28 protein-coding genes and 1 riboswitch are annotated in these 18,211 nt (G+C 50.8%); of the genes, 11 read left to right on the top strand and 17 right to left on the bottom strand.

All coding sequences use genetic code 11. From position 1 onward, the window contains the following. Window position 1: 1 nt before the first annotated feature. The 3 genes from HJG54_RS07660 to HJG54_RS07650 form a co-directional block, all read right to left on the bottom strand. A complete protein-coding gene (locus HJG54_RS07660) occupies window positions 2-145 on the bottom strand; it encodes a hypothetical protein (RefSeq protein ID WP_316434276.1) in 144 nt (47 codons plus the stop codon). Window positions 146-251: 106 nt separating this feature from the next. After that, window positions 252-743 carry a DUF29 domain-containing protein gene (locus tag HJG54_RS07655; protein ID WP_316434275.1) on the bottom strand — a complete coding sequence of 164 codons (492 nt, stop codon included), beginning with the start codon at window positions 741-743 and terminating at the stop codon, window positions 252-254. 55 nt (window positions 744-798) lie between these two features. Further along, complete coding sequence (locus HJG54_RS07650) at window positions 799-984, bottom strand: DUF3096 domain-containing protein (protein ID WP_036000135.1); 186 nt, start codon at window positions 982-984, stop codon at window positions 799-801. 445 nt (window positions 985-1,429) lie between these two features. Here HJG54_RS07650 and HJG54_RS07645 point away from each other — a divergent pair, with 445 nt between their 5' ends. The 3 genes from HJG54_RS07645 (at window position 1,430) to HJG54_RS07635 (ending at window position 2,405) form a co-directional block, all read left to right on the top strand. Then, window positions 1,430-1,564, top strand: a complete 135-nt coding sequence (locus HJG54_RS07645; RefSeq protein WP_316434274.1) for a hypothetical protein — start codon at window positions 1,430-1,432, stop codon at window positions 1,562-1,564. Between the two features lie 159 nt (window positions 1,565-1,723). After that, window positions 1,724-2,080 (top strand): nucleotidyltransferase family protein, encoded by a 357-nt coding sequence (locus tag HJG54_RS07640; protein WP_316434273.1) that lies wholly within the window; start codon window positions 1,724-1,726, stop codon window positions 2,078-2,080. Further along, on the top strand, window positions 2,052-2,405 hold the full coding sequence (locus HJG54_RS07635; protein ID WP_316434272.1) for a DUF86 domain-containing protein: 354 nt from the start codon (window positions 2,052-2,054) through the stop codon (window positions 2,403-2,405). The genes HJG54_RS07640 and HJG54_RS07635 overlap by 29 nt, the downstream gene beginning before the upstream one ends. A gap of 108 nt (window positions 2,406-2,513) precedes the next feature. Here the strand turns inward: HJG54_RS07635 and HJG54_RS07630 are convergent, their stop codons facing one another. Next, window positions 2,514-2,759, bottom strand: a complete 246-nt coding sequence (locus tag HJG54_RS07630; protein ID WP_316434271.1) for a hypothetical protein — start codon at window positions 2,757-2,759, stop codon at window positions 2,514-2,516. Window positions 2,760-2,929: 170 nt separating this feature from the next. Between HJG54_RS07630 and HJG54_RS07625 the strand changes: the two genes are divergently transcribed. The 3 genes from HJG54_RS07625 to HJG54_RS07615 all read left to right on the top strand — a co-directional run bounded on the left by HJG54_RS07625 (window position 2,930) and on the right by HJG54_RS07615 (window position 4,858). After that, window positions 2,930-3,160, top strand: coding sequence for a helix-turn-helix domain-containing protein (locus HJG54_RS07625; RefSeq protein WP_316434269.1), 231 nt, complete (start codon window positions 2,930-2,932; stop codon window positions 3,158-3,160). Window positions 3,161-3,208: 48 nt separating this feature from the next. Next, window positions 3,209-3,805, top strand: a complete 597-nt coding sequence (locus tag HJG54_RS07620) for a Uma2 family endonuclease (protein WP_316434268.1) — start codon at window positions 3,209-3,211, stop codon at window positions 3,803-3,805. Window positions 3,806-3,967: 162 nt separating this feature from the next. After that, window positions 3,968-4,858 (top strand): LysR family transcriptional regulator, encoded by an 891-nt coding sequence (locus HJG54_RS07615; RefSeq protein WP_316434267.1) that lies wholly within the window; start codon window positions 3,968-3,970, stop codon window positions 4,856-4,858. Here the strand turns inward: HJG54_RS07615 and HJG54_RS07610 are convergent. From HJG54_RS07610 to HJG54_RS07585, 6 genes are all read right to left on the bottom strand, one after another. Continuing rightward, the gene (locus HJG54_RS07610; RefSeq protein ID WP_316434266.1) at window positions 4,855-5,697 is read right to left on the bottom strand and encodes an ABC transporter ATP-binding protein; all 843 of its coding nucleotides are present in this window, start codon (window positions 5,695-5,697) and stop codon (window positions 4,855-4,857) included. The genes HJG54_RS07615 and HJG54_RS07610 overlap by 4 nt on opposite strands. Before the next feature lie 79 nt (window positions 5,698-5,776). Beyond that, window positions 5,777-7,174 carry a CmpA/NrtA family ABC transporter substrate-binding protein gene (locus HJG54_RS07605; protein ID WP_316434265.1) on the bottom strand — a complete coding sequence of 466 codons (1,398 nt, stop codon included), beginning with the start codon at window positions 7,172-7,174 and terminating at the stop codon, window positions 5,777-5,779. 11 nt (window positions 7,175-7,185) lie between these two features. Next, on the bottom strand, window positions 7,186-8,040 hold the full coding sequence (gene ntrB, locus HJG54_RS07600) for a nitrate ABC transporter permease (RefSeq protein WP_316434264.1): 855 nt from the start codon (window positions 8,038-8,040) through the stop codon (window positions 7,186-7,188). An 82-nt stretch (window positions 8,041-8,122) separates the two neighbouring features. Further along, a riboswitch (cyclic di-AMP (ydaO/yuaA leader) is annotated at window positions 8,123-8,272 on the bottom strand. Window positions 8,273-8,452: 180 nt separating this feature from the next. Beyond that, on the bottom strand, window positions 8,453-9,361 hold the full coding sequence (locus HJG54_RS07595; RefSeq protein ID WP_316434263.1) for a DNA-formamidopyrimidine glycosylase: 909 nt from the start codon (window positions 9,359-9,361) through the stop codon (window positions 8,453-8,455). 44 nt (window positions 9,362-9,405) lie between these two features. Continuing rightward, the gene (locus HJG54_RS07590) at window positions 9,406-9,642 is read right to left on the bottom strand and encodes a photosystem I reaction center subunit IV (RefSeq protein WP_036000115.1); all 237 of its coding nucleotides are present in this window, start codon (window positions 9,640-9,642) and stop codon (window positions 9,406-9,408) included. 213 nt (window positions 9,643-9,855) lie between these two features. Further along, window positions 9,856-10,674, bottom strand: coding sequence for a hypothetical protein (locus HJG54_RS07585; protein ID WP_316434262.1), 819 nt, complete (start codon window positions 10,672-10,674; stop codon window positions 9,856-9,858). Window positions 10,675-11,430: 756 nt separating this feature from the next. Between HJG54_RS07585 and HJG54_RS07580 the strand changes: the two genes are divergently transcribed. Next, window positions 11,431-11,985, top strand: coding sequence for a hypothetical protein (locus HJG54_RS07580; RefSeq protein WP_316434260.1), 555 nt, complete (start codon window positions 11,431-11,433; stop codon window positions 11,983-11,985). 740 nt (window positions 11,986-12,725) lie between these two features. On the opposite strand, the gene HJG54_RS07575 is transcribed toward HJG54_RS07580, so the two are convergent. After that, window positions 12,726-13,508 (bottom strand): hypothetical protein, encoded by a 783-nt coding sequence (locus HJG54_RS07575; protein WP_316434259.1) that lies wholly within the window; start codon window positions 13,506-13,508, stop codon window positions 12,726-12,728. Beyond that, window positions 13,509-13,847 carry a hypothetical protein gene (locus HJG54_RS35425; protein WP_420717345.1) on the bottom strand — a complete coding sequence of 113 codons (339 nt, stop codon included), beginning with the start codon at window positions 13,845-13,847 and terminating at the stop codon, window positions 13,509-13,511. It lies immediately after the preceding gene. A 53-nt stretch (window positions 13,848-13,900) separates the two neighbouring features. On the opposite strand from HJG54_RS35425, the gene HJG54_RS35420 reads away from it, so the two are divergent. After that, window positions 13,901-14,647, top strand: a complete 747-nt coding sequence (locus HJG54_RS35420) for an HNH endonuclease (RefSeq protein ID WP_420717344.1) — start codon at window positions 13,901-13,903, stop codon at window positions 14,645-14,647. A 518-nt stretch (window positions 14,648-15,165) separates the two neighbouring features. Here the strand turns inward: HJG54_RS35420 and HJG54_RS07565 are convergent. After that, window positions 15,166-15,534 (bottom strand): hypothetical protein, encoded by a 369-nt coding sequence (locus HJG54_RS07565; RefSeq protein ID WP_316434257.1) that lies wholly within the window; start codon window positions 15,532-15,534, stop codon window positions 15,166-15,168. Between the two features lie 41 nt (window positions 15,535-15,575). Further along, window positions 15,576-15,779 carry a hypothetical protein gene (locus HJG54_RS07560; protein WP_316434256.1) on the bottom strand — a complete coding sequence of 68 codons (204 nt, stop codon included), beginning with the start codon at window positions 15,777-15,779 and terminating at the stop codon, window positions 15,576-15,578. A gap of 119 nt (window positions 15,780-15,898) precedes the next feature. On the opposite strand from HJG54_RS07560, the gene HJG54_RS07555 reads away from it, so the two are divergent. Further along, window positions 15,899-16,042, top strand: a complete 144-nt coding sequence (locus HJG54_RS07555) for a hypothetical protein (protein ID WP_316434255.1) — start codon at window positions 15,899-15,901, stop codon at window positions 16,040-16,042. On the opposite strand, the gene HJG54_RS07550 is transcribed toward HJG54_RS07555, so the two are convergent. Further along, window positions 16,043-16,288, bottom strand: a complete 246-nt coding sequence (locus tag HJG54_RS07550; RefSeq protein WP_316434254.1) for a hypothetical protein — start codon at window positions 16,286-16,288, stop codon at window positions 16,043-16,045. It abuts the gene before it with no gap. Further along, complete coding sequence (locus HJG54_RS07545; RefSeq protein ID WP_316434253.1) at window positions 16,288-16,623, bottom strand: hypothetical protein; 336 nt, start codon at window positions 16,621-16,623, stop codon at window positions 16,288-16,290. The genes HJG54_RS07550 and HJG54_RS07545 overlap by 1 nt, the downstream gene beginning before the upstream one ends. A 152-nt stretch (window positions 16,624-16,775) precedes the next feature. Here HJG54_RS07545 and HJG54_RS07540 point away from each other — a divergent pair, with 152 nt between their 5' ends. After that, window positions 16,776-17,036, top strand: coding sequence for a hypothetical protein (locus HJG54_RS07540; RefSeq protein WP_316434252.1), 261 nt, complete (start codon window positions 16,776-16,778; stop codon window positions 17,034-17,036). After that, the gene (locus tag HJG54_RS07535; RefSeq protein WP_316434251.1) at window positions 17,023-17,253 is read left to right on the top strand and encodes a hypothetical protein; all 231 of its coding nucleotides are present in this window, start codon (window positions 17,023-17,025) and stop codon (window positions 17,251-17,253) included. Before HJG54_RS07540 ends, HJG54_RS07535 begins: the two co-directional genes overlap by 14 nt. A gap of 622 nt (window positions 17,254-17,875) precedes the next feature. Here the strand turns inward: HJG54_RS07535 and HJG54_RS07530 are convergent. After that, window positions 17,876-18,124 carry a hypothetical protein gene (locus HJG54_RS07530; protein ID WP_316434250.1) on the bottom strand — a complete coding sequence of 83 codons (249 nt, stop codon included), beginning with the start codon at window positions 18,122-18,124 and terminating at the stop codon, window positions 17,876-17,878. Between the last annotated feature and the right edge of the window lie 87 nt (window positions 18,125-18,211).

Genomic DNA, 18,211 nt, shown 5'->3' with positions numbered 1-18,211 from the left:
CTCAGCAGGCAATGCGAATGCGGTGATAGTCTGCGATCCAGGCCAGGAGTCGAACTAAATCCTCACCACATTGCCAGACAAACGCATGGTTTTGCTCGTACAGATGGGTATCCCAGCTCCGGACTGGAGCATCGATTGCATTCATAACCTGCAAGCCCTTACTGACTCCTACAGTAGAAGAGGCTTTTGCTGATGTCCAATATATTTATAGTTAGCAATTAATATTTTCAGAATATCAGCCTCTTGGCAGCCTATTGCCACTCGCTGAGGTCGCTTGATGCTCCTGGAAAGAAGGTTTCTGCCAAGATTTGCTCTGAGCTGTAGGGACAATCTGACGGCAAATCTCGATAGCGCAGCGGCGTTTCGCGCACAACCAAATCAATTCCTGCCAGGTAGTCTTTTTTGATTGCTTCGGGCAAATAGGGCTTCAGACTAGGATTTTCTTGCAGCAGCTCTAAAATCTCCCGACGTTGCTCGCGGATCGTGGCGAACCAACTTTTGCTGCGTGCTTCAGCCTGAAATTCCCACTTAAGTAGATGTCCCAACAAAACGCCCAAACGATTCACCAACTCCTGCCGCTGCTGTCTACCCAACGACTCGATTTCCTCGATCAGGTTAGCAACATCGAGCTGCGTCCAGGCATGTTGTTGCAGTAAGCGAACTTGCTCCTGCGTCCAGGCATAAAAGTCTGCTTCGTACAGATTCTGCATCTCACTTGCCGATCGTTCAATTTCTGCACTCATATCCTGGCTCTCTCGCTGAGCCTATTGTATCGGCTGTCTCTCTTTCGGCTAGCCGCTAGAACCGTAGCCCAAACACTTCAATTAAGCCAATCAAAATCAGGTAAATTGCCACAATTAGATTCAGCAGCCGCGGCACTAACAAAATCAAAATTCCAGCCAGCAACGCGATCAAACCATTCAGCCGTAAGCTGACCTGAACCGTTTCCTGAGCTAACAGCAGGTTGTACAGCAGCATGTTCATAATTTTTCACTCCAGATCGTTGTGCCATCACCATACTTCAGCTAAGACGGCATAGCGTATATCGAAAGATTGATACGGCGAAGTTAGCACGGGCTGAAACCTAGGCAGATGTATTAGCTATATTCCGCCGGTTTGCATTTCTAATTTTGAAGGCATTTGCAGTTCATCTGAATTATTATCTCGCTTTGGTCCTGGGTTGGGGCAGCGCTTTGAGTACTTCATCCAGGGTGAAGAATCCCCACGATCGCCCTTGGTGCATCCGTCAGGACAATCGCCCCCATTCCCCTACCCATCACGCCTATTCCATTCCTCAAAAAGCTCAATTTGACCATCAGCGATGCGGGTTACACCTCCCCCGCACTGGGCAAATATACCGCCTGCGTCAAAGTTGTCGAGACCTTAGGCTGCGACACCTCGATTACTGTAGAGGTGGAGGTATAATCCAGTGCCCATCCTTCTCGACTATCAGAACCGAGAAGTCCGCCTGACCGAAGAACGGCTGGCGCATATCTTGGCTCACCCTACCGATAAAAACTTAGCTGAGCAAGAACCAAATTTTGGATTGAGGCATTGCATATGATTGGAAAGTAAACGAAATGTGAACGAAATGTAGTTGCTTAGTGAGATAACAAATCGTTCACCAAAAGATTGCGGGGGCATTCACCGACAAAGAACTCGACGACCTCATCCACTACGACAGCAAATACCGTATGGACAGAAACTCCGAGGGTGATGACTGATGCACACTATTCCATTCAATCCTCAACTACAAGAACGATTAGCCCTTACCCCAGACAAACTCTCGGAATTTTGTCAGCGTCGCCATATCCGTGAACTTGCCCTTTTTGGCTCTGTTTTACGCGACGACTTTCATGCCAACAGCGATATCGATATGCTGGTCACCTTCCAGCCCAATGCCAAAGTTAGCCTATTAGATCTGGTCGATATGCAGTATGAGCTAGAAGATTTATGTCATCGAAAAGTAGATTTACTGACTAGAAAATCAGTCGAAACCAGCCCCAACTGGATTCGCCGCCAGGAAATTCTAAATACAGCTAGAGTCATTTATGAATCGCGATCAAGCCTACCTGGTTGACATTGCTACAACCTGCCAAACCATAGCTGAACTGATCCAAGGGTTGAGTCAATCATCATTTACAGCAGACAAACGCACTCATCTTGCTGTTCTGTATGAAATTACCGTTATCGGAGAAATCGTCAAGCGGCTATCTCCAGAATTTCGGCAAGACCATTCAGAAATACCGTGGAATCAAATTGCTGGAATGCGCGATAAGTTAGTGCATGACTATAACAAGGTCGATTTAGATTTGACTTGGGAAGTGACTCAATCTAGAATTCCTGAACTTTTGGAGTTTGTGCTGCCCCTACTGCCCCAGCAGGAGACTGACCATGATAGTTGATCGCGTCCTAGCCTGCCACCAAAAGGTTTTGGAGCATTCACCGACAAAGAACTCGACGACCTCATCCACTACAACAGCAAATACAGAATGGAGCGCGATCACCAAACTCTAGACAATACCCGTACTGGCTTGACCTTGAACCTGCGGCGGGTAATGGGTACTGTTGGTTGAGGTCTGCGAATCTTCAGCCGGATCAAATATCAGACTGTGATCAGAGGCAGGCAACAGTTGCTTCAGGATACGCAGATAGGCTTCGGCTTCCCCGCGCTGGCGAAACCGCTCCACTATTTCGTTTTGAGCGTTGGGCAGATGGCGCACGATACACCAAGGATACAGCCGATCACGGTAAGCCATAGGAAGCTCCTTAATCAGTAATGGGATGCTGTTGTGAGAAACTTTAGACATAGGAAATTCTGGCGAAGACGCCGAATCTTTTTGGCTCGCCTATAGTTCTTTAAGTTGAAGTAATGCCGTAGAAGTAGCGCTCTAGCATTACAGCCATAGCATAACTCGAATAGCTTAAGATGGCAACAGGTGACGAGAAAATTACGCTAGCAAAGCTCAGGCAGCGCGCGGGGATGACTCAGCGGCAGCTTGCTGATAAGTTAGGCGTAACGGTTGGAACCGTCAGCGATTGGGAACGGAATGTCAAAGAACCCCGCCCTAGTTTTCTGCAAGTCAAAATTTTGATCGAAACCCTCAACTGCACGCTAGATGAGCTTGTGGAAGCAACTAGCCACTGGCACAAAAACTGAATCAAGCATGCACCTGTACGATCAAGAAAAAGCATTTGGAGCGTCACCATGCCAACGCAAGCTCGCACCTACACCCCAGAAGCGTATTTGGCGCTAGAGGAAACCGCCGAGTTTCGCAGTGAATACCACAATGGAGAAATCGTTCCCATGACGGGTGGATCAACCAACCACAATGAGCTGATTACAAACCTCTTGATTCTGCTCAAACCAATATTGCACCCGCAAGGGAATCGCATTTACTCCAGTGATGTGCGACTGTGGGTTCCTCGCTACCGTCGCTTTACCTACCCTGATGTCATGGTGATCCAAGGAGCGCCAATTTATTATGCCAACCGCACCGACACGGTTACGAATCCCATCTTGATCGTTGAAGTGTTGTCCAAATCAACCCAAGACTACAGCCTTTTCCAGGCTAATGAAGTACAAAAAATGGGGTGCAGGGGCACGGCCCCTGCGTGGGGGCGAAGCCCCCACACCCCTCGTACCTTACCAGAGTGGAAAAAGCTATATGACCGGACCGATAAATTCCGCTACTACCGTTCGATTCCTGAACTGCAAGAATATGTTTTGATCAATCAATACGAAATTCAAATTGAGCAATTATACCAAAACGCCACAGGGATTGTGGCTGTTGCGCGATTATGAAGCCGATAGTGAAACACTGCGATTTGCTTCAGTTGATGTAGAAATGAACATGGCGGAACTTTACGCAGGTGTCGATTTTTCAATCCAACCCGACTCCGATACCTCCGAAGCAGAGCCAATGTAGGCTACGGCTGAACGGTTTGCCTCACTTCTAGCTGCTTTATGATCGAACTCCGCCATTTGCGCTACTTCATTGCCGTTGCCGAAGAACTCCATTTTGGACGTGCTGCCGAACGGCTGCACATGGCGCAACCACCCCTGAGTCAGCAGATTAAACAGCTTGAGGCAGAGCTAGGATTTCAGTTATTTCACCGCACCAAACGATCGGTGCAGCTCACCGAAGCCGGACAGGTATTTTTAGCCGAAAGCCGCAAACTGTTGCATCAACTTGAACAGGCCATCCAGACCGGACGCCAGGTGAGTCGGGGCGAAAAGGGACAGCTTGTGATTGGCTTTGTTAGTTCAGCGGCCTATAACGTGCTGCCGGTCATTCTGCGCCGCTTTCGCAGTCAGGTTCCGGCTGTGCGGTTAGAGCTACACGAAATGCCGACCAACGAACAGCTCGATTGGCTGCGCGACGGCAAGATCGACATTGGCTTTTTGCGTCCGCCGGTGGAAGACAAAGCCCTGCAAGTCACGACAATTGTGCGCGAGCCGATGGTAGTTGCCCTGCCGGAAAACCATCCCCTGACCGATGCCTCCCAGATCACCCTCTCCCAACTGGCGAATGAGGGATTTATCCTGTTTCCGCGTCCCTTGTCGCCCCGCGCCTATGACCAGATTATTAGCCTGTGCCAGCAGGCAGGATTTAGCCCCAACGTGGTACAGGAAGCGATGCAGATGCAAACAATTGTCAGCCTGGTGGCAGGCGGGATTGGCGTCTCGATTGTGCCCGTGTCGCTAGAAAATATGCAGCGGACTGGAGTGGTCTACAAACCGCTCGCTGAACCCGCGCCCTGTGCCGAAATTGCTGTCGCCTGGAGGCAGAATGACCACTCGCCCAGCATTCAGCGGTTTCTGGAAATCGTCAACCAGGCGATGATCCTGCGCTAATCATCCTGACTAAAATGCCGATCCAGAAAATTCAGCGCATGGTTGCGCAACTCGTAGTACTCGGGTAGTTCTCGCAGCTCCTGCATATTGCGCGGATGGGGAAACGGCACCTCCAAAATTTCGCCGATTTTGGCTGCCGGACCGTTGGTCATCATCACAATTCGGTCAGACATGTACAAGGCTTCGTCTACATCGTGGGTAATCATCATCACGGCTTGGCGGTGGCTTTCCCAGATATCGAGCACTTGGCGTTGCAGTTTGCCTCGCGTCAGGGCATCCAGCGCCCCAAATGGTTCATCCATCAGCAGCACCTTGGGGCGAATCGCCAATGCCCGCGCAATCCCGACCCGCTGCTTCATCCCCCCCGACAGCTCATCAGGATACTTATCCGCTGCCGCCATCAGGTTCACCATATTCAAGTGTTCATTCACAATGCTGATTTTTTCTGCCCGCGTGGCGTTATGCAGCACCTCATCCACCGCCAGCCGAACGTTTTCCCGCACCGTCAGCCAAGGTAGGAGCGAATAGTGCTGAAACACCATCATCCGTTCCGAACCGGGCTTGCGGATTTCCCGCCCTTCCAGCTGCACCGATCCCGCAGTTGCTCGGTCGAGTCCAGCCACAATTTTCAGCAGGGTGGATTTGCCGCAGCCGGAGTGACCAATAATCGAGATATACTCGTCCTCCCCAATCGTCAGATTCACGTCATCTAAAATCACCGCTTCGCTGCCGTCGGGTTTGGGATAGGCTTTTACCAAATTCTCGATCACCAAAAACTCAGAGCGATTTGGCGCTAGCGGATCAGTCGTATTAGCAAATTGAGATCGTGATTTAATCATGCTTCGCTCCTAAGGCTAGAAGGACAATTGGGAACATTCGAGCGGTTAAGGTTGAAACCTGTTTTAAGACAAAAATGTTTTAAGACAAGAAGAATTTCTGCGGTCGATTGGCGCGAATCTCAAAGCTATTCAGATAGCCCACCGGATCGCTCGGATCAAATCCCTTGCTGTCAATGAACAGCTCCGGCGGTTCGACTTTGTAATCTTCGGTTGGACATTCGATGCCCATTTCTGCCGCAATCTCTCGATACAAATCGGTGCGCCAGCTCTTGCTCGCCAACTCTTCGGCGTTTTTTGGCACCTCAGGAATTTGTCCCCAGCGGGCGGCTTGGGTCATCAGCCAAATACTATGGGAGCGCCACAAAAAGGTGGAATGATCTCCGGCGGGTGCGGGCAGATCAGCCGGCAAATCGTAGAACACGGTGGTGTCGAGGGATTTAGAAACCCGCGGTTGATTGTCAAAGCCGCCGTAGTTGTATTCGCCTACAATTGCCGGACGAGTGAATTTCGGTTTCGCGCCGGTAAAGGACCGCTGAGAAATAATCTCCGCCACCTCCGCCCGGTTGGCCGGATCGCTGCAATATTGACAAGCTTCGATCATCGCCTTCACCAGCGAGCGATAGGTTTTGGGATTCTCGTCGATGAACGATTCCATCACGCCCAGCAGCCGATCCGGATGACCACGCCAGATTTCTTTGCCTTGAGCAAAGGTGAAGCCGACGCCTTCGTTCCCGGAAATCGCCCGCGTATTCCAGGGTTCGGCTACCATGTAAGCCTGCATCGCCCCGATGCGGATGTTCGTCACCATCTGGGGCGGTGGAATAATAATCACCCGAAACTCTTCATAGGGATTGATTCCAGTCGCAGCCACCAGATAGCGGACAAAATATTCGTAGATCGCTGAACTTAGAACCACCGCCCAAACTCGCTGCTCTCCGGGCAAATTCTCGAAATAGCGGCGAAAATCCTTGCCAAAGGCTTCTAAATCACCGTTGTACTCTTTCCAGGGGCGAATCCCAGCTTCCCACATGGCGCGGTTCATGGTCATGGCATTGCCGTGGCGGTGAATGGTCATCGCCGCACAGAGCGGAGCATGGCGTGCCCCTTCTGCTCCAACGCGCGCATTTGTCACTGCCCCCGACACGACTGGAGCCGCATCCAGACGACCAAAAATCAGCCCATCCCGTGAGTTGGCCCAGCTTGATTCGCGGCTGAGGGTAACGTTCAAGCCATACTTGCGGAAGAAGCCCTTCTCCCAGGCGACGGCAAAGGGAGCACAGTCGTTCACTGGCACATAGCCCACCTTCAGATTCGGTTTCTCCAAAGTGCTGGGATCCACGATTGGTTCCATTGCCAACGCAGCGCTCGATAACACCTGAGGTGCCCGATTCACATTGATCGCATTCGAGGACACTGCCACGCCAGCGGCCAGCGCACCCACACTGATCAAAAAATCCCGTCGGTTCATGTTGCTCATGGTTGCTCCTCCTACAGCGTGTTGGGAGCCACCGAGCGGTGAGTCACCAGCGCCTGAATTCGGCTCATGACGTAATCCAACACCAGACCCGTCAAGCCAATTACCAGAATCGCCAGAAAGACCGAACTTAAATTCAGCCGGTTCCACTCGTCCCAGAGGAAAAAGCCGATGCCAATGCCGCCGGTCAGCATCTCGACTGCCACAATCACCAGCCAGGCAATCCCCAAGCTAATCCGCAAGCCGGTAAAGATATAGGGCAAGCTGGCTGGCAAAATGATCTTGAATATTTGTCTCCAGCGCGGCATTTCCAGCACTCGCGCCACATCAATGTAGTCTTGCGACACGCTGGAAACCCCTAAAGCGGTGTTGATTACCGTGGGCCACAGTGAGGTAATGAAAATCACGAAGATCGCAGAGGGATCGGCCAAATTAAAAATTGCTAGAGCAATCGGCAGCCAAGCCAGTGGCGAAACGGGCTTGAAAATCTGAATGATCGGATTAATCGCCAACATGGCCGGACGAGACATGCCAATCAAAAATCCAACCGGAATCGCCACCAGTGCCCCCAACGAAAAGCCCAGCAGCACTCGGCGCAAGCTGGCAATCAAGAGCCAACCAATCCCCAGATCTCCAGGGCCGCGACGATAAAAAGGATGCAGAATGTAGTCCAAATTAGCGACGAATGCCTCGAGGGGTGTGGGCATCAGCTCGGACTTAAATAGGGCAATCAGCCACCAGAGGACTAGAATTCCCAGCAGCCCTAGCATTGGCAGGACGATAGTATCTCGAATCAGAACAGGCTTCGCTTTACGCCACGCCATCTGCCCCGCGACTGCAATCGCGGAAAGATTAAGTTGTATTGCCATAGTGTGACTCGCAGGTACAAGGAACTGAGCAGTACCAGCCAAGAACACTGATGAAACATTTCTTGTGGAAAATGCTTCGCCTCAGTCTTCTCTCTATGCTTACGAGGTTAGCTGCCGGGCTAGGACAGAGAGATGTCCATTTCCATCACGGAAATACGCCCCAATGTTTGGTTCCCCCGCTCCAGACTCACCAGTCTGCGTCTGATAAGTCTGAATTAAGCTGACTTACTCAAAGTGAACAATGAAATTAAACGTGAACTAATTGGTAGTAATGTAACATAGGTTTTACAGGTCCGAAAACCAGCAATAGCTTATAGCATTTATCACGTTCGCAGCTTCTACCCAAGGGCGTAGTCACCCGGCTGGCTATTATTGCCTAGGTAGAGCGTGAGCGCACCTCCGTTTGAACAAATTAGTTATCCAAGCATCGTTGACATTGAGGACAGAAATGGGCCGAGCGCCCCGCCAGTTTAATTCGCTCAATCCCGCTGCCACAAACGCGACAGGGTTCACCCTTACGGTCATACACCCAAGCAATGCCGCCATAATTACCGTTAATGCCCGACACATCACGAAAATCACTAAAGGTGGTGCCTCTAGCCTCGATGCTATCCTGCAACACCTTCAGAATGGCCCGGTACAGCCGTTCGATTTGGTCCACCGTCAAATTCGCTGAAAGCGCCTGCGGCTGAATTCCACTCAAAAACAGCGCCTCATCTGCGTAGATATTGCCTACCCCCGCCACCAATCCCTGATCCAGCAAGGCATTCTTGATCGGTCGCTTGCGTCCCCGCAGTTGCTCTATCAGGTAAGCCACCGAAAACTCCGGCGAAAAAGGCTCTGGCCCCAGCAACGCCAATCCGGTCATAATCTCTTCCAGACGCTGCTCTGGCGGAATCCACCACATCTGCCCAAATGTCCGCTGATCGACAAACCGCAGCTCTCGCCCTGCAGGAAAAAACAGCCGCACCCGACAATGCTTCTGCACCAGCTCATCCTGATGCATCCACAGTAACTGCCCCGTCATCCGCAAATGCACCCCCAACCAACCCGCTGCTCCTACTTCCCCATCTCCCCTCGTTCGGCGAGGCTCACGAGCCGCATCTCCCCCATCCCTCCTCACCAGCTCCGCCAACAAATACTTCCCCCGCCGCTGCCACTGAGTAATTGCGGTGCCGCGCAAACCGGCTAAAAAATCTGCAGACGAAAAAGGGTAGGCGACGGTGCGATCAAGCAACACATCCCCACCCTGAATCATTTGTTGCAGAGTTACTTGATTTAAACCCTGCCGAACCGTTTCAACTTCAGGAAGTTCAGGCACAACAGAAAATTCGATGTCCCCTTTTACCGTAGGAGCGACGGGAGTTAGGACTTAGCAGCTTTCGCTTTGGGCGCTTCCACTTCTGCTAACTCAGCTTCCGCAAAGTTATTCGTGTTAACGCCACCTGAATTGCCGCTGTAGCCAGTGTAGTTAACCGTATCAAACCGGACAATCACGGGGTACTTGATGCCACTTTGGTCGATCGACGCAACTGTACCGACTTGGTTGTACCAGTAGGACTCTTTCCGAAGGATTCGGACTTTAGAACCACGTTGAACCATGGGTTTTTTCCTTTAGGGGTATCAATCGTTTTCCCATCCCGGCCTCAGCGGTTGGCTAACACCGGAACAGTTTAAGCTATCGCTTTTCAGCGTACTACGACTGTTGTGGCGATCGATTTACCCGCAGCTTAAGTTTTGTTACTCGACGTGACCAGAAATTGCGAACCGTTACCAAAGCGCTAGAACAAAACGCTAGGCCAAAGCGCTGATTTGTTAGGTCGTTGGACTAGAAACAGCCGGAGTGGCTGCTGCTGGTGTATCTGCTGGAGCTGCGCCGCCTTCGCCAACCGCACGTACCACTTCTACGCCGTTCTGCTCCAGAATCACAACTGGCTCCGCTCGGTTCATTTCAATCCGGCGCACCAACACCTGCCCACCTGCCAACCGCTGTCCGGGTTGCACATAGCGGCTAGTCGGTTCATTGGGAGCATTAACAATGGCATAGACCTGATCGCCAATCTGCACCACGCCAGTCACCTCAACAGCCCTGGCTAGAACAGGCTGAGGCCGGGGAGGAGCCGCCGCGATTGGGCTAGTCGGAGCTGGTTTAGCAGGGGTACGATTCGCCGGACGAGCTTGAGAACCGCCACCAGTCCTAGCAGGGCGCGGGGCTTGGGCGGTCTGTCGGGTTTGGGGTTGAGTCCCACCGGTCGCGGTAGGAGCAGGCGCGGTTGGTGCTGTAGTTTGGGTCGGAGGAGCAGCCCCTTCCGCCAGTTGCACTGATGGCGTCGTTGGCAGCAGCGCAAACGGATCAGAACGGTCACCCTGAACTTGCTGGACTCTTTGATTAGGGTCGGTTGAGCTAATCAGATCGGGAGGTAAGATGCCCCTCGGTTTCTGTTGCACTGTTGGTTGGTTGAATGCTGGGGGAGATGCCTGTCCAGGCGATGGACTGGCTGTCGGAGCCGGACTAACCACAACTGGAGATTCCTCAACAGTTGGAGTATCGCCTCCTGATCCAGAAAACAAATCACAGCCAGCCGCCGCAAATCCTAAAACTGTTGCCGAAGCGATGAGTAAAATCTGACGCATTGCCCCTCCCCAATAAATCTGCACAACTCCAGGATAATTTAGATGTTTCTGCCTTGTCTCGAACTGGCCCCAAACTGCTTTGTTAAACTGCTTCGCTAAAACTAGATCAATCTACAAATCTAAAGTTGCATCTGGTGACATCTACAATTACAGCGTTTTTCACTCATGTGAGGCATGGGGGGTGTGGAGGCGAAGCCCCGACGCAGGGGCACTGCCCTTGCACCCCGTTTTTCGTACTTCACTAGCCTGAAAAAGGCTGTAAGTTTGTACAAGCAAATTCTGTTGAAACCCAAGCTGCAGAAGCAAAGACTGTATTGGCTACCATCGGGATTGGCTGTCATCGGGAAAATTGTTGACACAATTTCTGAGTTCACCTGCTGTTTTCCCCAGCAGCAGGTTTACCTTGCAAAGTACCCAGAATTACTTCAGGGTTCCCATTGAATTAAACTCAACTGCAAAACTGATCCCCTCAATCAAAAATCAAAATTTCAGCCCTGCACCACTAGAAATATTCTCTCATGAATTATAAAATTCAGTTGAGCAGGTCTCGTCCTGAGTCCTACTTCCATGGCTAATTTCTTAACCCGTTGCTAGACAGGGCTATCGATAAATTTTATTTTCATAAAAAATATTAATATATTTTTGCTTCAAATGACCTGTTTGTACCCCTGAATCAGTGGAATTCTAAGGCTTGCTGAGCTATTGTTTGGAGGATCATCGAGCCTTGGTCTCGTTACTCCTGAGGAGGCTTAATTCATGACCAACCGAATACCTTTGAAAAGTCGATTAAAAAGTCGATTGGGCTGGCTAGGGGCTGTTGCCTTCAGCAGTGTTGCTATCGGCATCGGTTCGATAGTTTCTACATCATCTCCGGCAGCGGCTCAAGCAGCTTACGGTAGCTATATCGGTATTGGCGGCTCGTTTGGCGTCACCGATGGCCCGAATGGAGAAGGAGGGAGCGGTGGCGGCGTAATTGCAGTCCGCTATAAGTTCTTAGAGGTACCAATCTCAATTCGTGCTCAAGCCTTGATTGGAGAAACCACGGCCTTCGTGCCAACCGTTTCCTACGATGTGCCGCTGAACTGGCATACCGATGCCTATATCGGCATGGGTGCTGCATTTCAAGACAGTAACGAAAGCGCATCTCCTGTCGGGAACCAAACCAGCTTTGTGCTTCAGCCCGGCATCGATCACACCTTCCCGTATAGCAATGTCGTCCTGTTTGGTAACGCGATTATTGCTTTCGATGCTTACAAAAACAGCAACGATACGGCAGCCTCGATCCAGGGCGGTGTAGGTGTACGCTTCTAACACCGCTGTCTCCATTACTCTAGCGATAGCAGGTCAAGCTGATTGAATAGGAGCTTTGTCTGCGGGCATGACTGTTTTATTGAGTTGTTATTGAGTTGGTTTATGAGTTGAAATGTAGATTCGGGTTTATCCGACCTCTCGAGTGCTTGAGAATAATGACTTACAGCGAATCTTAGAGCAATCTCAACCGATCAAGTTGGTGCTGAAGTTCACAGAAGTCCTATAATAGGGAGTCTGGCTGCAAGTTGCCTACAAGTAAGCCGATATGCCACGGGGGCGTGGCGGAATGGTAGACGCTGCGGACTTGGAAAACTGAGCCTTGATGGAGAAATCTGTCAAGTGAATGCTCTCAAATTCAGGGAAACCTAACTCAGAGCAATCTGACATGGCAATCCTGAGCCAAGCCGGTTACAAGAGTTCTCAATTTTGAGTGTCGAGTGTTGAGTTAGAAGCAATAACTCAAAATTCGAAACTTAAAACTCAAAACTCTTTTGTTCGGAAGGTGCAGAGGCCCGACGGGAGCTACCCTAACGTAAAGGCGAGGGTAAAGGGAGGGTCCAATCCTCAAGACCTCAGAGGGTTACAGCGAAAGCTGTGAGAGGATGAAAATCCGTTGACTGTATAAGTCGTGAGGGTTCAAGTCCCTCCGCCCCCATTCTGAATCACTTGCTATGAGTTACTTTCAGAGCCACCATTGCGAAATTGTGGACGAAACTGTAACCGAAACGATGAGGAGATTACTACAACTCGAAGCCATTCGGATAGAGCAACACCAACACTCCAATTTCTGAAGTCCCACTGGTGCCAGTCAGGGTGCCATTGACGCTTCCACTCGGCAGCGGTCCCGCCAGATCCAGGACACCACCCGGTGAGAGAACCGTGAAGACTTGGCCACCATTGAGATTAATCCGCAACCGTGCCCCGGCATTATTGTCATTAATGAAATGCACCCGGACCCGTGAAACCGGACGCGAGTAGGAAAAGGCGAAGCCCGAATTGACGAAATTCTGAGCCGAAATAGTAAACGGCGTGCCGGGAAATGTGCGAATCTCATGAGTTGGGGTGGTTAAAAAAGGCGAGCCAGAACTTCCCGCCACCACCGATGGATTCGAGCTATTCCCAGGACGAAGGGCTTGAACGGCAGTTTTAATCGCCTCAACGTCGCTGCTGGAATCCAAGGCCGACTGAACCGCCGTCTGGACCTGAGCCTGAGTCAAACGAGCCGTATAGAGATCCTCCAGCGACGAATCAATCGAGCCTAGATTCGTCGCCAAATTGGAATTCTCCAGCGCCGAAACCAACGTATCCTGATCCAGAATTAACTCGCCACTGGCACTGACCGAGAGAGCCTGAGAATTGCCGCTCGGATCGTTACCCGCCACCTGAATCGGGTTGCCCGTTGCTGGGGACCCGTCCGGAGCTGTGCCCTGGACTTGAACCGAACTCGGACCCAGAGGCGTGACCACACCAGAGTTGGCGACCGTGAGATAAATCAAGCGTAACCACTCATTATCCGTCGCCATTTAGCCTTCCTCAGCGTTCGCTTTAGATTTACTCGATTTCTTGAGCGACTCCAGCAGCCGCACCTTACCGTTCACCACCTCAGCCGGATCAGCAGAATCCACTTCTTCCCCCAAAACGTAATAGCGCAGCTCCCCACTATGAGCCGGCTTGGGATGCTTCGGATCAAGCCAGGGAGCCAAGTAATCTAACACCCAACGCTGCTCCTGAGAAGTCGGTGGATTAAACGTACAAACCGTGCGACATTTCTGATTCGGATCAGCCGTTCGATTCCAGATTTTGATATAGCGATATTGACTTTCAACAAACTGAGTGATTTCGTCGAAACAGTTGCGATTCACAAAGCCTGCCCCTGTTATATAATGATTAGAATCCTCTACAGTCAAATCGAATAATGGTTTCGAGCCGAGAAAGTAATCTTCGCAATTTGAAGAAACACGCACCGCAAGGTCAGTTTGACGTATTTCCTTCGTATAAGGGTGGACATACGACCACATATGGCGGCTATGTTTGGGAGTTATGCCCTGGTCATCCTCTTGCGAATCACTGGGGATATGTCGCTCAACATCGATTAATTGGCGAGGATCTACTAGGACGACCCCTTCAGAAAAACGAAGTCGTTCACCATCACGATCACAACCGAACGAACAACGATCCCTCAAACCTAGCGGTAATGACGCGGGAAGCACATCGGAGCCATCACGCCAAGCTGGTTGCAGAAGCGATGAAAAGCCCAATCGATCGAGACGAGTTGATAAAAGCTCTAGAGGAATGCGGGTCAATAAAAGGTGCTGCAAGAAAGCTAGGTGTTCATCACATGACAATCCGCAATCGCTTTCCTGAGCTACTCCATCCTTACAAGCGAATAACTCCAACAAAGCTTGATCATCCAAGAGATATTGAAATTGTTCTAGCAGCCGCACCTGATCCAAACATCGGACTGAAAGATTTGATGAAAACAGTTCGGATGTCAGCGGCAACCATTCTGAGAATTTGTGAACGCAACGGAGTGGAGTGGGTGAAGAAGACTCGAAAGGGTGAGCAGCGAAAAACGTATCGTGGGAAGCCCACAAGCCGGATGACAACAATATCTCATGCGAACAACTCTGAACCTGAGAGCCAACAAGCTGACCCTCAATAAACACCTTTAATAGAACTGCTGGCTTCGTCTGCCGATACAGCTTCGTGACTCGCCTTGAGCCATCCAATGTCATCACTTGATCGCCAACGGTAACGAACTCGATCGGCTTCCTTGTCCCATCTGCCATCCAGACCAGAGTGCCTGCCCCAACACATTTCAGATCATGCGCCTGACCTTGATACTTATACTTACTTCCCTCATCCTTACAGCCACCCGTCTGAATATAACAATCATTGATTCGAGTTTCGTTCCCCAGAACCTGACCCGTTAATTCCTGAAAACGGACTTTGATCGCCGCCAAATCAAGCGCCCGTCGCCGCAGAATCAACGATCGTTTGTGAGCCGTCAGTGCTAGACCTAATATCAAATCCGTCTTTCCGCCTGACGGCATTCCACCATAAAACAGCTCATCCGCAGGGCAATGATATGCCAACGATTGTGCCCCCGGAAACGGCTGCCAATCCACCTTCACCTTGAGCGGGAACAACGTATCAATCGCTTTTAACTTCCGCTCCACCCTAGCTTGCAGACTCATTTCTCGCCGCAATACTTTCCTGTACCACCAGCACTTCACTCAATACAGAGATTGCCCCCGACATCGCCACTACCATCTTCGGATCACGCACATCCCCAGAACGAGCCGCACTGCTGATAAACCCAATCGCCAATTCCAATGAATCGGGGATCTGACTGACCCACTGCGCCAACTTCACCTGTGCCATTCTCCGATACTCCTGCTGCAATTCTTCATCCCGCTTCAATCGCTGCCGCCAATATTCAATCGCACGTACACTAACACCGTAAGCTAGAGCGACCTCCTTATCTGACTTCAACGTAGCCTCAACCAGTACAGAAGCCGCTCTCACTCGGTTAAATTTGCGAGGCATGGGAATTCTTGAGAATCAAAATCTCTAAACGGCTCAACCTATCATTCAAAATCAGCCTCATTCAGAATTAACTGCATATTCGCTCGATTCTGTTCCAGCGCATTCAGAATATGAGCATACTCACGCTCACGGGCATACTGCGATCTAGTCAAGGAACGATACCAAGCTAATGCCCCAGTTACAGATGAAATAATTCCAATCAGCAAACTAACATCCAAACCAAACATGGCTTTTTCCCAACTCATAACTCCATCTTCGTCCAACTCAAAGCCTGACGAGATCCGAGTTTCAAGCAAATTTAGGTAAACTCTGCATGAACTTAAGCGAAACTATTTAAGGATAGATACTGAGAGAAAACAAACCAATGCAGGAAGACTATGAAGCATTCATCAACGAACTCTTGCAGCGCTGCGAACAGATGAAAATCCCAGTCGTCTTTCCTCACGGACGAAACTGCCAAACCAACACCGTAATTGAAATCCAACTCTGGGTTCCCTGCCGCACGTAGCTATAACTGCCGCAAAAGCGTCCTAAACAACCGATTCGCCGCTTTACGCCTAGGTGGTGGCATAGCCATCAATACTCGCTTCATCGCCAGCTCCACGTCATCCAAGCTGACCAGCCGCGACCCAGACCCATCCAACTTACGAGCCGCCTCAACCAACTCCACCTCAAACTCCGCAGGCAGACGAAGATGATTCGTCGGCCGACGCCACTGCGACTTCCGTCCAGCCCCCACACGAAACCCACCCATCACATCGGTTCCCCCGTCTCGTCCTCCTCCGCTTCATCATCCAACAAACAGGCCCAATCCACATCATCCACATCCACATCCCCATCAAACCCGTCTGCCCGCAAAACCTCCTTAATCAGATCCTCAACCGAAATTTTCCGAATCGCCGCTTCCACTCTGAGATCACGGCAAACCTCATCCCAGTTATCCGACTTCGAGACGCGGTCAATCAAAATATCTTCCGCCATCCGGGTTTTAGATTTTCCCCGCGTATGTGCCCACAAGCTAAGCCTGACTTCTTTCACAATCGGTAGACCTACCGGAAAACGACGATCTCTCTTACTGCGTGGTGGCATTTTGGTATCCAAACGGTTTCCACTTCTTCTAACACAGCTTGATTCATTCTACAAAATATCAGCGTTTTGTGACCAAAACTAAACCGTTTGGTTATAAATTAGTTTCCAAAACGGTACCGTTTGGTTACTAATTTAGATCTTGAGGACCCAAAATGACTCACGAAGATCAAGTTCAAACGATTATTTACCCCCGCCTCGACGCCCTGGGCTATCACCTGCGACAGGCCATGGACCGAGAGGCGTGGTACATCACCAACCGAGAAACCGGCACGATATATGTCCTGCTCAACAACGGGCTGCAATGGCACGTGAACGAGATGTCGGGCAGTAGCAGTGAACGCGAAATGCTGGAGAAGGAAGTACGGGATGCGGTTTTCTTGAACGAAGAGGAGTGCAGCGATGAGCAGCAGTAAAGGCAAGGGCAATTGGCTGGTGATCATGAAAATGCCCGATATGCGCAGCCAACTCATGGGCCGCTACAGAACCCGTGGTGAAGCTGAACACACGAAACAGAGGCTGATGCGCCTCACTGGCAATCGCTGCCCACTCATTGTAATGTTTGAGCAGCCGGAGCCAGATCTCGAAGCAGAACTCGCCAAGATGACACCGCATCCAAAGCTACATTCGTGACCGATTTTCTGTCCCCATAGGGGCAGTTAGCACAAGCCAAACTCAACGGTTAGACCTGCATGAGCGGGTCTTTTTTTACAGATTAGTTGATTTCGATGGTAATGGATGAATTGACATTGAACTAAATGATTCGAGACTATTAAAACTGAAGTAAACAGATTAACGCGCAAGCCGAACGGAGATTATAGCGCCTCTCGCCGTCAAGCTATTCTCTTGCTCACAGGCAAGGAGGAAATCGGTTAGGAGCTTGACTTGAACCAAGGCCCTGGCACGGGAAGGCGGCGCTGTACAGCAATGTTGGGGCTTGCGCGGGATGCTAATTGGCCTGTGCCGGGGGTTTAGAGAGAGAAAAGTGAAAGGGGTAAGGGTATCATCATCGGCTGTAGTTCGCTCGCTGCGAGCGGTTTGGCGGGGGTCGCGGGTGGTTTAGGCCCTCGCGTGTCGGTGGTCGCCGGTGTGGGTAATATTGAGGCCTTCGCCGGCGCAGCTCTAGTTCGTTGAGGCCCTCTGGTCCCACAGGCTACTATCTGCACAAAATCGTGGCAAGGTTAGACCCTCCCAAATCGTGAAGTCAGTGCATGGGGGCTTACGCCCCCGCGCCGCAGTCGCGGCGGAACCCAACCTAACAGCCCAGCTCCGCCTTTCGTTTCGCCATCGCCCAAATCAGATCCGGCTGGTCCGTCAAAAACGTGGCTGAATACCACCCCCCATGAAGGCGAAATTTAGTCTCAATATTCCAGCGATTCAATAGCCAAGTTTCGACTGCGCTAGCGGTGGAAGACTGCCGAAAACAAAGCTGAATCGCCGCCCCGGCCACTGCCCCTCCGGGGACAGAAAAATCGGTTTCCAAAATATAGATCTGGGTTTTCATCGCCTCACCATCCATAAACTTAATCTAATTATAGCTTAGAAATAAGCTATTTAAGCTATAATTAGTTTAGTTGAGTTTGGAATAAGG

Source organism: Leptolyngbya sp. NK1-12, from assembly GCF_032598965.1.
Lineage (GTDB): Bacteria > Cyanobacteriota > Cyanobacteriia > Elainellales > Elainellaceae > Elainella.
This window is presented reverse-complemented; position numbering and strand designations above follow the sequence as displayed.